Here is a 14,348-nt window from a genome sequence, read left to right on the forward strand (position 1 = left end):
AAAAAAAATAACACATAAGCTTTATTTTCAATATATTAGCAAGTAAGTAAAACAAAATTTGTTTTATTCTACACACCTAACTAAAATTTATACAAGTATGAAAAAGATTAATTATTTTCAGGGTATCATTCTATACCTTGTTGGTTCGTTTGCATTGAGCGCAAACAATCATGCCTCTATCTCACATCTTACTTCCGAACCTCAATCCGGAAAGGGTTTCCTGGAAGCTCCACCTCCCAGTAGCAATCAAGACTGTATTATTCCTGCTGATACGTACACCTCTGTTTCTTCTGATCAGAAAGTTAGTGTTAAGGCTATAGGAACCACTGCTTCCTCTTTCCAGCCGGGAACCAACATCGATAAGAGTTTCGACGGAAATCTCTCGACCATTTATCATTCTTTGTGGAACGCTACAGTTCTTCCCGTTGTGCTCAATTATCGTTTTGATGGAAATACTCGTATAGACTACCTGAGGTATATCCCCAGAACAGATGGTAATACGAATGGAAATTTTGGAAAAGTAAGGATTAGCTATAATACCAAAACGGTTAGTAATCTGATCACATTACTGGAATATGATTTTGAACAAAAAAGCAGCCCCACTAAAGTCGTATTTCCCAATGGTATTACTCCCTTGAATATACAGATAACAGTGACCAATGGCGCCGGAGGGTTCGTAAGCTGTGCAGAGATGGAGTTTTACCAGGCATCTTCTGACACCAATTCTTATGCTAATATTTTCGCTGACGATATTTATTCTCAACTAAAGCCCGGTGTGACTCAAGCAGATATCAACCAAATTACTTCTCCCTTTTACAAAGCATTGGCACAATGCCTGTTCAACAAAACCTACGATCTCACATACAGGGTTAAGAACTATGAGGTATATACCCCGGTAGATGTACTAGCTAAAGCTTTAAAAACTTCTACTTATAGTCCTTTTGAAAATCCTACCGGTATTTTCTTTAAAAAGGGAACCAAAGCTATTCTCTTTGTCAAAGACCTTCCTAATAATAACATTTCGTTGAGGGTCCGGGATTTTGCCAATGAAGCCAACTCTACAGACCGTTCCTACAAGCTGGAAAAAGGACTCAATATGATAGACATTACAGATGATGGCTTAGGCTACATCAACTATTATAACAACAATACTTCCCTTCCTCCGGTTACCATAAACATTGTATCCGGTACCATCAATGGTATTTTTAATGCAAACACTTCCACGAATGACGACTGGAAAACTTTACTTGCCAACAACGTATATCCAAAACTTGATATCATTGGCCAATATACCCATCTGGTATATGATAAGAAACCACTGCAACAAAATGTCCCTGATGATGGATTGGGTTTCATAACACTTTACAACAATATTGTTAAACTCCAGCACATCCAAAATGGATTATTCAAATACAATAAAGTTCCTAAAAACAGAATGTTTGCCTGGACAGAATCCAAAGGAGGCTGGTATGCATCCGGTATGGGTGCTCATTTTGATCTTAACTGGGGAACACCAAACAGCACCTCTATCAATAAACTTGACCTATGGGGAGTTGCCCATGAGTTTGGCCATGTGAATCAAATTCGTCCGGGACTTAAATGGGTTGGGACTTCTGATGTAACCAACAATATTTATTCGCTATGGACTACCCATTTATATGGAACAGGCCACTCCCGTTATCGCTTAGATACAGAAGTTATTAATGACACCTACGGCAATAAAGTAGCCGGCGGCAGAATGAATGCTTTTCTTAATAACGGAATTATCAACGGTGAGCTATGGCAATTCCAAAAAGGTCCGGATAAGATGACCAATTACCAAAACGGAGGAGATTTATTTGTAAAACTAGCCCCCATCTGGCAACTGATGTTATATTATCAACTGGCCGGAGAAGGCAACAGTTGGTATAAACCCGATTGGTCCGCCGATATGGCTGAGCGGGTAAGAAACATCAGCCCCGCAATAGAAGCAACGATGAGTAACGGAAGAATGCAGCTTGATTTTATGAAAAACTTCTGTGATATCGTGGGTGAAGACCTTACCGATTTCTTTAAAAAAGCAGGAATGCTAAAACCAGTCAACCGAAGAGTAGATGATTACACACCGGCACAACTCACCATAACACAAGCTGATTGTGATAATCTTGTTGCCTATGCTTCTAAGTATCCTAAACCTGCATCTCCGGTTATTTATTATTTAAGTATCAATAGTGTAGATGCTTACAAAAATAAAGCATCTATCATAGGTACTACCGGTGTAGGTGTAACGTTAGACGGTGATGTTCTTACTATCAATCATCAGCAATGGAAAAATGTAGCTGCCTTTGAAACCTATGACGGAAGTACACTCCTTCGTGCTGCCATTTACGGTACCGGTACCAGAGATAACAGTCTGACTAAAATTCAGCTGCCTGTGCAAAATGCCAGCGTATATGCTGTAGGCTGGGATGGTAATAAAATCCTGGTGTATCCTGAAGTTTCCTCTTCAGCAGCCAAAAGTGCAGAGGCTTCACCAGCTGAAAACCAACTTTCTCTTTATCCTAATCCTGCCAAGATATTGGATGAAGTCAAGATTAAATTAAACAATGCGAAAGGAAAATATAAGCTACAAGTCTTCTCCTATAACGGAAAAGCGGTTATAGAATCTTCCGGATCTATCGAAGAGCTCAATAATACTATGGGTAGATCTCTTTCTAAACTGACCTTAGGAACCTATCTTGTGAAATTGACCAGTGTAGATAGCGGAACTACCTACCAGACTAAGCTCATCAGACAATAACCTTTTCAAATTATTGATTTATAAAAAAGTCTGCCTCAGTTATGAGGCAGACTTCTCTCTTTATCGGATCCTATCTTGACGTTTTATTGGTTTAGATTTGCAGATTGGGCATATTAGAAAGATTTATAATAGTTTTTGATTTTATAGAACTCCTAGTATTTGTAAAAGCAAAATCGCTGGTTTACAAAATGGCAAATTCTGCGAGTGCTTGTCATTTCAACAGGAGAAATCTCTTAATGAGATGCTTAAAAATTTGTGGCTTAATTCTTTTGACCAGATTACTCTGATCTGCACCAATGTTTATAATTATTTTCACTCTCTCTGATTGAGCTGATTAGGCAAATCTTATAAAAATCTTTGATTTTTATAGACTTATGTGTACTTCTTATGTAATGTAATATTTATCTAACTTCAATAACTTAAGTGTTTAAAAACTTTTGTGTCTTTTGTGATTTTTTTTACCCACAGATTCCTCAGGTTAACACAGATGTTTATGGTTATTTTTTCGCTAGAGGATTTGTATTACTTTGTTTAGATTCCTAACAGACACTAAAAGTTCGACGAAGTCAATGACAAGGTGTTCGCACCAGCGTAGAGGACTTATTGAAGCTGCTAAATTTAAACATTGTACTTTTATAAAACCAAAGCCACTTAATGAGTGACTTTGGTTTTATAAAAATATTGATTCGTTTAAAATTTTTGATATTATCCCGCCAAGTTCAATCTCGTCTATTTTACCATAATCAAAATATTGAATTCTCTCAGAGTCTTCATCAAGTCCTTTTTCTGGATCTATACATTTGTAGGGTATAACCTCTAGTTTTTCTTTATCTAAAAAAAGCCCACAACTAATAGAGTTAGAATAAAGCTTTTTAAAAGAAGATTCTTTCATTTCCTTTAATACTTTTTTTGAGATATTCTCTTTTGGATATGATATCAATTTACTTGCTGCTAAAGATTCTGCAACTCGTTTGCCCAACTCTTCTGTGTCGTCTGAAATAGATATAATAAAAATGGGCGTATCTGATACATACGTTCCTGTATCCGTTTTATAGAGCGTTATGATTTTATAATTTTCTTTTGTCTTATATATTTTACACGCTTTCATAAACTGTTATTTTATAACTTTTATATTCATTTGAATATTCATTCTGGGCACGAGCTTCTAGCTCGTGCCAGCGAGGGGACTTTACTTACTATTTCAGAAAGGTATATACATGAGGAAACATATTTTTTAAATACCTATTCTTTACTATTGGATTATTACCATAACTTAACCCAACATCTAAACAAGACTTTATCAAATATTTTTGTTTTTTATTAACCCCCCGCTACTGCACGAATCATTTCGTATAGTCACATAAACATTTTACAAGTCCCGGAAACACTCTTTATTGATTTTTTATTATTTATGATGTGAACTATCATTATACTGCCAGAGAACATTAATAATTTTCCATGTACCATTCAACTTCACAAGATGCATATAGTCAATCCACTCATCCGCAATAAGTTTAACTGATGCCGTCTTATCTGAAACATCAAGAAATTTAATCTCTTTTTTGGGAACAATAGGGAATCTATCTTTTTTTCTATTGTAGCTTTTTTCAGCTAATAGAACCACAGATGTTTATGTTATATTAGCAGATTATTTCTTAGATTTAAATTTCTCCAATTCCTGTTTCAGAGCTTCAACCTGCTCTTTCAACAGGTCAATATATTCTTTATGGTTTTCCAACATATATTCCGGAATATTATAATATTGGTATTGGTTATAATTACCCGTTTGACTATTGGTACTTGTGTTAGAACTGCTATCATTAAATGTTAGATTTTGTACAACATTCCCTGTTCTTTCTTCTTTAATATCTTCCACCGGAACGTCTAAAGCTTTCGCCAACTTTTCCCACTCATCATCAAAGATTCTGACCTCCCCATTCTCCTTACGGCAATAATTGGAAACATCCGTTGACAGGATATTTGACATGTATTCCTGAGTATATCCTCTCCTTTTTCTTAGACTTCTTAGCTTTTCCATAGTGATTGTATATGTGCTTTGTACAAATATAAAAAAAATTGTTGTTTTTAATAGGATGTTTTTTAGTTCCCCCCTAAACAAAACTGATTGAAGTGTTTCTAGAATATGCTCTTTTCCTCTAGCTCTTATTATTTGTGAAACAGTAAAATGAGATAATAACAAAAGCCTAAAATAAACAAAGCCAGCTTTGCTTATGGTTGCTGCGCAAAGTCTCTGACTTTGAGCTATCATTTTCACTCATCATAATTATTATATTTCCAAAATTCATTTTTCTTATTAATATCTATAATAGGATTTTCAGCAATCTCAACCTCAATGAGCCCTTTTCCATAAGTATAATTACTAGCCGAAGAATAAAGATAACGATATCCTTTTTCAACAAGTCCAGCCCTTACAGGATTGAGATGAATATAATTCAATTTATCCCACATGAAGTATAAGGTAAATATTTCTTCTGCATGATTACCATATTGCCAAAACTGATAAGTCTTATTTCTATTATGCGTTTCCGTTGCTTTAGAAAACCTTTCTAACATCCATTCTCTTCTGCTTTCAGGTTCACTTTGAATTTTTTCAAGGATACTTTTAGCTGTAAACTTTTTAAAATCTCTTAATAAGCCTGATAAATTATTATCTTTTGATTGTACTATTAGATGAAGATGATTAGTCATCATTACATAACCATAAAGAATCATTCCCTTATTCTTAATACAGAAATCTAATGACTCTATGATGACATCCCTGTAGTTTTTTCGTGAAAAAATATCAATCCAGTCTATAACTGTACAGGTAACAAAATGCGGTTTCTCCTGATCTCTTATAATATAGCCTTCTTTCATCTTTACATGTGTTTATTTTAAATACATGCATTTTAAAGGAATCATTCAAAAAAGTTTTATATAAAAAACAAAATGTTTGCTATTAAATAAAAAATTACTTATTGCTCAAAGTCGCAGACTTTGAGCAGCTGGGGCAGCTGGGAGTCATTATACACCATGCATGAATTTCTAAGCCTTTCTCTTTCTGACAAAAACTAAGGCTTTCTAAAAAAAGGTCTTTATATTCGTTTCTTGTAAAAACATCTAGCCAACCTACAAATGCAAAACTCACAAAATACAACCCTTCCGGATTGTGAAATTTATAGCTCCTACTCATCCAAAATATATTAATACTTAAAGATAATAGTTATTATTAATATTTTTTATAATTTATTAAATTATTTTTCCAGTTTATCACAATTACAATAATCCTTATTCATCTATTAACTAGAAATCGTCTTTATCATTAAGCACTACCATTAATTATAATAAAATTCACACAATAAAAATAAAATATGAATTTTATAATACCAATAATTAATTTTACATCAATAAAAAACAATATTCTTATTATCATAGTATTTTTATAAAAACTTGCAGTTATCTTTGCCAGTGAAATTTTCGAAAATACCTGTTGATAAAGAAAAGTATTCTATTTTTTCAATTCAACATTTAAATTTTTCGTTTAATATCTCTTTGTAATTTATTATTTCAACACCAATAACATCAATATACTATTCAAAAAATTTACTACTTAAAAAATAAACTGAATGCAAACATCTTTTTTTAAAATTGCCGCTGCTTCAGCTGCACTCTGTTTCAGTACTCTGGCGATAGCACAACAGAAATACACCGTAAGCGGAACTGTAAAAGACCAGAAAAATGGTGAACTATTGATCGGAGTGGCAGTAAAAGTAGCTGAAAACCCATCAGTGAGTGTCGTTGCCAATGAATACGGCTTCTATTCTTTATCACTACCTGAAGGTAATTATACAATAATCATTTCGTATCCGGGTTACAAAGATTTTGAGCAAAACATCCAATTGGATCATAATATAAAACTGGATCTTCCCCTAAGCCAGGAAGAGCAAGAAAGAACAGGAAAGATTGACGAGGTCATCATATCCGGGGTTAAAAAAGATAAAAATCTTTCAACTGCACAAATGGGTACGGAAACTTTAAGTATCAAAAATATTGAAAAATTGCCGGTATTATTTGGAGAAAAGGATGTAATGAAGACCATACAGCTGTTACCGGGAATTAAAAGTAACGGTGAAGGAAGCAGCGGATTTAGTGTAAGAGGTGGAGCAACGGATCAGAACTTAATATTATTGGACGAAGCTCCTGTTTATAATGCTTCCCATTTACTTGGGTTCTTCAGTACATTCAACAGTGATGCTCTGAAAGATGCCAGCATCATCAAGGGAAACAGCCCTGCACAGTACGGCGGGCGTCTTTCTTCTGTAATGGATGTCAAAATGAAGGATGGAAATAATAAAGACTACAATATCAACGGAGGAATCGGTTTAATCAGCAGCAGGCTGAGTGTAGAAGGTCCCATTCAAAAAGAAAAATCTTCTTTTATCGTTTCCGGAAGAAGAACTTATGCCGATTTGTTCCTTAAAGGCAGTGATGATTTTAAAGACAGTAAGCTTTATTTTTATGATCTGAACCTGAAAGCCAATTATCAGATCAACGAAAATAACCGTCTTTATTTATCCGGATATTTTGGAAGAGATGTATTGGGAATCGGTAAAACATTTGCAACAGACTGGGGAAATACCACAGCCACTTTACGATGGAACAGTATCATCAACAGCAAATTATTCTCTAATACTTCATTAATTTACAGTGATTATAATTACAAAATCAGCCTGGAAAGTAATGACAATAAATTTGGGTTGAATTCAGAAATTCAGGACTGGAACCTTAAACAGGACTTTACCTGGTTTGCAGGAAATAAACATTCTGTTCGATTCGGACTCCAGTCTATTTACCATACCCTTACTCCCAGCAGTGCTTCAGGCACCAGTGTCAGTAGTTTTCCAAGAAATCCAAGATATTCATGGGAAAATGCAGTGTATATCAATGATGATTTTAAAGCAACGGAAAAGCTGACTGTTAATTATGGTTTAAGACTTTCTTCATTCAGTGTTTTGGGAGGTGATACATTCAATACCTACGAAAATGGAATTCTTACCGATAGCAGATTCTTAGAAAAGGGAAAATTCGGGAAAATATATATCAATCTTGAGCCCCGTATTACAGCCAATTATCGCATCAATGAAGTCAGCAGTGTAAAAGGAGGATATTCCCGTAATACCCAAAATCTACACCTTTTGAGTAACAGCAGCAGTGGAAATCCTACAGATCAATGGATTGGAAGCAGCTATACTGTAAAACCGGAAATTGCAGATCAGATAAGTGTAGGATACAGCAGAAATTTCAACAATAATAATTATGAATTGAATGCTGAAGTGTATTATAAATCTATGCAGAATCAGATCGATTTTAAAAATGGAGCCCAAATAACTTTTGATACGGCTGCAGATGTCGAAAGCGAGCTGTTATTCGGAAAAGGAAGAGCCTATGGTTTGGAGCTGATCGCTAAAAAGAAAAGCGGAAAACTAACAGGGTGGATCTCTTATACCTTATCCAAAACCGAAAGAAAAATCAATGGTATCAATGATAATGAATGGTACAATGCCAGAATGGATAAAACCCACAATCTATCTATAGTTGCTACCTACCAGCTCAATCCAAAATGGTCTTTCTCAGGATTATTTGTTTACAGCACCGGAAATGCGGTCACCTTCCCTACCGGAAAATATGAACTGAACGGAGAAACGGTCCTTCAATACAGCAGCCGAAATGCAGACAGAATGCCGGCTTACCACAGAATGGACTTAAGTGCCACTTACGAGCCAAGTTCTAATAAACGCTTCCGTGGGTCTTGGTCTTTCGGAATCTATAACGTATATGGACGTGAAAATGCTTATACCATTACTTTTGAAGACAATCCGAATAATCCGGGAACGACACGTGCTATGCAGACATCATTATTCCGATGGGTACCTAACATCACTTATAATTTCAAATTTTAAATCATGAAGAATACATTTTTTATCATATTATCTCTGTTTTTATTAGTTTCCTGTGAAAAAGAAATCGATTTAGATCTTGCAGACCAAAGCGGAAACATTGTTATTGAAGGAAACATCACTGACCAACCTGGCCCTTATATTGTGAGAATAACAAAATCCGTCGCTTTTACCCAAAACAACCAATATCCCGCTGTTACTGATGCACAGGTAATAGTCAGCGATAATACAGGACAAACAGAAACCTTGCAATATGTGGGCGATGGAAAATATCAGACGACGGCTTTCACCGGAGCAGCCGGCAGAATCTACACTTTAAAAGTACAGGCAGAAGGAAAACAGTATACTGCCCAAAGTACTATGCCTGAAGCTGTCCCTTTCGACGGATTGAAACAGGATTCTTTTGTGTTCGGAGGAGAAACAACTTATACGCTTTTACCCATCTTTACTGATCCGGCAACATTAGGAAACCGCTACCTCTTTAGTTTTACTATCAATAATAAACCGAAAAGAACAATTGAAGTTTTTTCAGATAACGTGAACAATGGATTAGTCAACCAAAGACCTTTATTTCTTCCTAACGATGATGAAGATGGAAATAGCCATAAAGTCGTTGTAGGAGATACGATTCATGTTGAAATGCAATCTATAGATCATACTATATTTACTTATTACAGTGCTTTGCTTCAAATTATTGGAGGTGGAGGTCCTGGTGGAGGGGTTACGCCTTCTAATCCACCAAGCAATATTAACAATGGTGCATTAGGATATTTCTCAGCACACACGCTTAGTAAAAGAAGTGCTGTAATCGAGTAACAATTGATTATTTATTAAAACGGTCAACCCATAAGATGAATCCCTGGATTTTGTTCTTTTAGGTTGACCGTTTTTATTATACTCCCAACCTATTATTTAACCAATTGACCTGATCGTCTCAAAAATTTCTTTTTTGGAGTTTTCAAATATTTCGCCACCGAATTCTTCGTTATCCAGAGAAAAAACTGTCAGATCTTTGACTCCCATAACTCCGAAGATAAATTTCAAATAGGTGGTCTGAAAATTCATGTGTTCATTTTTCTCGTTTTCGCCATAGCCTGTATCTCCTCTGCTTGATAGTATAAACATTTTTTTGTTTTCAAGTAAACCTACATAATCACCATCCGGAACTCCTGATCTGAATTTCCAGGTTTCATTAATTCTCATAACCTGGTCTATATAGGCTTTTAATCCACTTGGGATCGACCAATTATACATAGGAGTGGCCACAACATAAACATCATGTTCTTTCAACTCTTTGACCAATTCATTGCTTAACGCCAATGCCTTATGGTCATCTTCAGTTCTGCTTGCAGGTTTTATAAAAGCCCCGCCAATCCATGAGGCATCAATCCCCGGAATGATTTCGGTTCCCACTTCCCTGAACGTAAAAGTATCGTCGGGATATTTTACTTTCCAGTTATCTACAAAAAGTTGAGTAAGTTTTCGGCTGTAAGATCTTCCGTTTCTTACACTGGCGTTGATGATTAATACTTTTTTCATTTGCTTCGTAAATTATTGAAGCAAAATTCTCGATTATTAATTGTAGAAAAATTGATCTAGTTCAAGATGATTTATTTTTTTTTCGCAGTCTGCTGATGAATTCTGCTGAGACTCCCAGATAAGAAGCTATTAGATATTGAGGTACTCTGGAAGCAATATGGGGATACGTTTCCAAAAAGTCAAAGTACCGGTATTCTGCATCGTAGATATTATTATAAATAATTCTTTTTTGCAGTGTTCCGATGTATCCTTCCAATATGATCCGAAAATATTTATCCAGCTGAGGGATTTTAAGCAGCAGTTTCTGAAAAGAATGGTAATTGATCTGTAAAACCTTGGTCTCCTCAAGAGCCTGTATATTATAGATAGAGGGTTTTTGCCTGGAAAAACTATCAACATCAGAAGCCCACCAGTCATCAATAGAAAAATAAAGGATTTCTTCATTTCCGTTTTCCAAATTGATGTAAAATGCTTTTAACAATCCTGAAACCACATAATTATCATAGCGGCAAACATCTCCGTTTCTTAAAAGATATTCCCCTTTTTTCAATGTTTTCTCAAGCCAGAAACTTTCAAAGATGGATATTTCCTCTTCAGTCAAGCTGATATATCTGGAAATATTCCTGATCAGAGCATGGTTATTCATAAAACTGTCACTAATTAAGTATGCTATCAACAAATGTACAAGAATATTTTTATCCTGATGACCGATAATTAAGAGAAAGAAAGAGCTCCTTTAATAAAAACAAAAGGGATAGTCTTTCAACTATCCCCTATTCTATATAATGAGAATTACCAGTACGATATATTCTCCATTTGATATTTATAATTTGATCTTCGTATTACGAAAATAACGCCTTGCGTAATCCTAATGCTCCTTGCTCTGAAGAGAATTTCACTGCTTCAATATGATCCAAAGGATTTAATAATCCATAGTCGTGTATAAAGCCGTTAAAAGTCTGAATGGTAACAGGTACTCCAGCTTCATCCAGTTTACGGGCATAAGCAAGCCCTTCATCATGTAAAATATCATTTTCTGCCAATTGTACCAAAGCCGGTGGAAGTCCTTTCATTTTTTCCAATGGTGCCTGGAAAGGAGAAGCATAATATTCCTTTCTTTTTTCTAAATCAGGAAGGTAGTTATCCCACATCCATTTCATCATATTAGCCGTTAAGAATCTTCCTTCGGCATAATCCTGCCATGACTGACGGGTGAAATCAGCATCGGCTACCGGCCAAAGTAATAACTGGAACTTGATCTCCGGTCCGCCTTTATCTTTTGCCATCAAACACGTAACAGCAGTCATATTACCTCCAACACTGTTCCCGGCAATCGCTAGATTTTTACCATCAACACCAATTTCATCACCATTCTCAGATACCCATTTTGTCGCTGCATAAATCTGATTAATGGCAACCGGGTATTTAGCTTCAGGAGAAGGAGTATAGTCAACAAAAACAGCTGCTGCTCCACTGTTTACAACTAAATCTCTAACCAGTCTTTTATGAGTAGGATAATCTCCTAGTACCCAACCTCCACCATGCACATACATAAATACCGGAAGTTTTTCTGCTTTTGCATTTTCAGGCTTTATGATGTGGATATTTACTGTAATCCCGTCTTGTGTAATCTCTTTTTCGGATTCCGTAATCCCGGAAGTATCTACCTGCACAGATTTTTGGGCATCGATAAGTACCTGTCTTGCTTCCTGTGGGGTCATGGTTTCCATTGGTTTACCGCCACTATTATTAAGTCCGTTAAGGAATTCTCTGATTCCTACCAGAATTTGTGGGTCTTTTTCACCCGGAACTGTGTTTGCCATAATTAAAATTTTAATGATTTAATGATAGATTTGATTTTGAGTGCTCTACCAAATATATGTTTAGTTTTCTTATTTTTCAAGTTCTTGGGTCACAACTTTAGCCATTTCTTTAGAGCTGAAAGGATTTTGCCCTGTAATCAGATGTCCATCTACCACCACATTGGAAGTCATGGGAATGAATGCTTTTTTCAAATCAGCGCCTCTTTCTTTAATAGCAGCCTCCAGGTTAAACGGAACTTCTCTTTTTCGTCTTGCCAAAGTTTCTTCAAACCAATCAAATCCTGTCATTGACCGGCCTTCTATCAGATGTTTTCCATTGGAAAGTTTCACATTCAGAAGCCCACCTACTCCGTGGCAAATGGCAGCAACCATTTTATGTTTTTCATACTGATTCCTGATCATTATTTGTAAGATCTTATCATCCGGAAAGTCATACATTGTAGCGTGACCTCCGGCCAGATAAATACAATCGAAAGAGTCGTTTTGTATGCTTTTCAGACTTTGAGTATGAGCTAATTCGCTCATAAAGTCCGGATTTTCATAATAGTCTTTTGAAATTTTATCCAAAACCAAAGGTTTCAGACTTTCAGGATCAATGGGTACATTTCCCCCTTTCGGGCTTGCAATGGTAACCTCCCATCCTCTTTCTTTTGCACTGTGATACATGTGGGTAAGTTCACTCAGCCATAAGCCTGTTTTGAATTTACCGCTTTCATAAATCCCAATATTAGTGACTACCAAAAGAAGCTTCTTCATATTTTTTTGTGTTTTCTTATACTCAAAAGTCGTGAAAAAATTAAGATATATGGGTAACTTAATCCCTGAAAGTTGTAACCCAATCTCGGTTTTCGATATTTTAATCTATGAACTCCTTACATCAAATAAAAATACTGCCTCATTGAAGCAGTATTACTTTTATCTGATTTACCATTGTAAAGGTAAAATCTCAAAATCGCTGATTTGTTAAATTGTGAATTGTCATTTCGACGATATATATGATCTTTTACAACATAAACATCTGTGTTAATCTGAGTATTCTAAGACATATGCAAATTATATCTTGTTAAATTTACAAAAGGTTCTTCCCTTTTTACGACAGCAAATATTCTATATACAATTTTACAGCATACAGCATTGATAATAGAATTATGTGCTTTTCCCTGTTGTTTTTTTCTTTGGTAATAAGATTTTAATTCTTCATCATAAATTACGGCAGAATTAGCACCATTAAAAAGAATCGTTTTAATTCTTTTATTTCTAAGTTTACTTGTTTTAGTTTTGCCTTGAACACTTGTTCCTGATGTATGCTCAAAAGGAGCAATCCCTGCATAACAGTTGAATTTCCTTGGGTTTTGAAAACTTGTAAAATTATTCGTTAATACAATCATATAAGCTGCTGTGAGGAATCCAACCCCTTTCACTTTGGTTATTTTTTCAAAGTTTCGGTTGAGGTGTTGTTGATTATGGATTTCCTGTTTTATTTTTTCTTCAACTAATGCTATATTTTTATCCAGTTGCTGTATATGGCCCATAATATCATTAATTTCAAAACTTACATCAGCTATTTTATTGATCTGATAAAAAGCTTTTATCTCATTCTTGAACTGTGTTCTTACCTTTATCAAATGATTTCTGTAGGTAAGAAGATTTTTTATCTTAAGCAGTTCTTTACTGGGAAGGAGATAAGGTTTAAGTTCTTTGCAATATGTTTTTGCATACTTGGCAATCCTCCAGGCATCAACTCGATCATTCTTTCCTCTTTGTATTCCCTGACTTAATTTTATTTCGAGAGCCGGGACCTGATAATAGCTTATTTCTTGGCTTTCCAATATCCTGGCAAGGAGCAGCCCATAATTTCCTGTATTTTCAAAGCAATACCACAATTGAGCATTCTCTGGGATGTTTCTTGAAATCATACTTTCAATTCCTGATAGAGTATTTTCAACTTTAAAAAAAATGTCTTTCTCTTCAGAATCACTCATGATACAAACATCCAAGGTATCTTTGGAAATATCAATTCCTATAAAATAACTTTTCATAACTTTGGATTTAGGATTTATCCTGAATGAACCATTTTGAATAATGCTAAAACCTTTAATAAGCCTTAATGCTTAACATTCTAAATGGCAGATATTCAAAAGAGAAAATAAAGTCTGATACTCAGAATAGTTCTGTTCTGGAAATCTGTTTAGTTCACTTTATTTTCTCTGGTTCTTCAGAATATAATTATTATCTAATTTAATACTAATT

12 protein-coding genes are annotated in these 14,348 nt (G+C 35.1%); 3 read left to right on the plus strand and 9 right to left on the minus strand.

All coding sequences use genetic code 11. The features are described 5' to 3' along the window. The first annotated feature begins 97 nt into the window (after positions 1–97). The gene (locus CJF12_RS06385; protein ID WP_051887405.1) at positions 98–2,779 is read left to right on the plus strand and encodes a M60 family metallopeptidase; all 2,682 of its coding nucleotides are present in this window, start codon (positions 98–100) and stop codon (positions 2,777–2,779) included. A 670-nt stretch (positions 2,780–3,449) separates the two neighbouring features. Here CJF12_RS06385 and CJF12_RS06390 read toward each other — a convergent pair. The 4 genes from CJF12_RS06390 to CJF12_RS06405 all read right to left on the minus strand — a co-directional run bounded on the left by CJF12_RS06390 (position 3,450) and on the right by CJF12_RS06405 (position 5,656). Beyond that, the gene (locus CJF12_RS06390) at positions 3,450–3,887 is read right to left on the minus strand and encodes a hypothetical protein (protein ID WP_034687743.1); all 438 of its coding nucleotides are present in this window, start codon (positions 3,885–3,887) and stop codon (positions 3,450–3,452) included. 297 nt (positions 3,888–4,184) lie between these two features. Next, a complete protein-coding gene (locus CJF12_RS06395; RefSeq protein WP_084675692.1) occupies positions 4,185–4,403 on the minus strand; it encodes a nuclear transport factor 2 family protein in 219 nt (72 codons plus the stop codon). 24 nt (positions 4,404–4,427) lie between these two features. Further along, positions 4,428–4,817: a helix-turn-helix domain-containing protein gene (locus CJF12_RS06400; RefSeq protein WP_034687739.1), complete on the minus strand. Its 390-nt coding sequence runs from the start codon at positions 4,815–4,817 to the stop codon at positions 4,428–4,430. A 233-nt stretch (positions 4,818–5,050) separates the two neighbouring features. Continuing rightward, positions 5,051–5,656: an REP-associated tyrosine transposase gene (locus CJF12_RS06405; RefSeq protein WP_034687737.1), complete on the minus strand. Its 606-nt coding sequence runs from the start codon at positions 5,654–5,656 to the stop codon at positions 5,051–5,053. Between the two features lie 749 nt (positions 5,657–6,405). On the opposite strand from CJF12_RS06405, the gene CJF12_RS06415 reads away from it, so the two are divergent. Together CJF12_RS06415 and CJF12_RS06420 are read left to right on the plus strand one after the other, a co-directional pair. Beyond that, positions 6,406–8,739, plus strand: coding sequence for a TonB-dependent receptor (locus tag CJF12_RS06415; RefSeq protein WP_034687736.1), 2,334 nt, complete (start codon positions 6,406–6,408; stop codon positions 8,737–8,739). Between the two features lie 3 nt (positions 8,740–8,742). Then, positions 8,743–9,552, plus strand: a complete 810-nt coding sequence (locus CJF12_RS06420; RefSeq protein ID WP_034687734.1) for a DUF4249 domain-containing protein — start codon at positions 8,743–8,745, stop codon at positions 9,550–9,552. A 96-nt stretch (positions 9,553–9,648) separates the two neighbouring features. Here CJF12_RS06420 and CJF12_RS06425 read toward each other — a convergent pair whose 3' ends face one another. The 5 genes from CJF12_RS06425 to CJF12_RS06445 form a co-directional block, all read right to left on the minus strand. Then, a complete protein-coding gene (locus tag CJF12_RS06425; RefSeq protein ID WP_034687732.1) occupies positions 9,649–10,275 on the minus strand; it encodes an FMN-dependent NADH-azoreductase in 627 nt (208 codons plus the stop codon). 61 nt (positions 10,276–10,336) lie between these two features. Then, positions 10,337–10,921 (minus strand): Crp/Fnr family transcriptional regulator, encoded by a 585-nt coding sequence (locus CJF12_RS06430; protein WP_034687730.1) that lies wholly within the window; start codon positions 10,919–10,921, stop codon positions 10,337–10,339. A 196-nt stretch (positions 10,922–11,117) separates the two neighbouring features. Further along, positions 11,118–12,098, minus strand: a complete 981-nt coding sequence (locus CJF12_RS06435; RefSeq protein ID WP_034687727.1) for an alpha/beta hydrolase — start codon at positions 12,096–12,098, stop codon at positions 11,118–11,120. Between the two features lie 69 nt (positions 12,099–12,167). Further along, positions 12,168–12,854 (minus strand): type 1 glutamine amidotransferase domain-containing protein, encoded by a 687-nt coding sequence (locus CJF12_RS06440; protein WP_034687725.1) that lies wholly within the window; start codon positions 12,852–12,854, stop codon positions 12,168–12,170. Positions 12,855–13,135: 281 nt separating this feature from the next. Further along, complete coding sequence (locus CJF12_RS06445) at positions 13,136–14,137, minus strand: IS110 family RNA-guided transposase (protein WP_034683537.1); 1,002 nt, start codon at positions 14,135–14,137, stop codon at positions 13,136–13,138. Positions 14,138–14,348: the final 211 nt, after the last annotated feature.

It is taken from the genome of Chryseobacterium piperi, from assembly GCF_002285635.2.
GTDB lineage: Bacteria > Bacteroidota > Bacteroidia > Flavobacteriales > Weeksellaceae > Chryseobacterium > Chryseobacterium piperi.

Excerpts from the sequence above, each read along its gene's own strand:
- CJF12_RS06400 (WP_034687739.1), bottom strand. The coding sequence starts at position 4,817 with ATGGAAAAGCTAAGAAGTCTAAGAAAAAGGAGAGGATATACTCAGGAA.
- CJF12_RS06420 (WP_034687734.1), top strand. The coding sequence starts at position 8,743 with ATGAAGAATACATTTTTTATCATATTATCTCTGTTTTTATTAGTTTCC.
- CJF12_RS06385 (WP_051887405.1), top strand. The coding sequence starts at position 98 with ATGAAAAAGATTAATTATTTTCAGGGTATCATTCTATACCTTGTTGGT.
- CJF12_RS06435 (WP_034687727.1), bottom strand. The coding sequence starts at position 12,098 with ATGGCAAACACAGTTCCGGGTGAAAAAGACCCACAAATTCTGGTAGGA.
- CJF12_RS06425 (WP_034687732.1), bottom strand. The coding sequence starts at position 10,275 with ATGAAAAAAGTATTAATCATCAACGCCAGTGTAAGAAACGGAAGATCT.
- CJF12_RS06445 (WP_034683537.1), bottom strand. The coding sequence starts at position 14,137 with ATGAAAAGTTATTTTATAGGAATTGATATTTCCAAAGATACCTTGGAT.
- CJF12_RS06430 (WP_034687730.1), bottom strand. The coding sequence starts at position 10,921 with ATGAATAACCATGCTCTGATCAGGAATATTTCCAGATATATCAGCTTG.
- CJF12_RS06440 (WP_034687725.1), bottom strand. The coding sequence starts at position 12,854 with ATGAAGAAGCTTCTTTTGGTAGTCACTAATATTGGGATTTATGAAAGC.
- CJF12_RS06390 (WP_034687743.1), bottom strand. The coding sequence starts at position 3,887 with ATGAAAGCGTGTAAAATATATAAGACAAAAGAAAATTATAAAATCATA.
- CJF12_RS06405 (WP_034687737.1), bottom strand. The coding sequence starts at position 5,656 with ATGAAAGAAGGCTATATTATAAGAGATCAGGAGAAACCGCATTTTGTT.
- CJF12_RS06415 (WP_034687736.1), top strand. The coding sequence starts at position 6,406 with ATGCAAACATCTTTTTTTAAAATTGCCGCTGCTTCAGCTGCACTCTGT.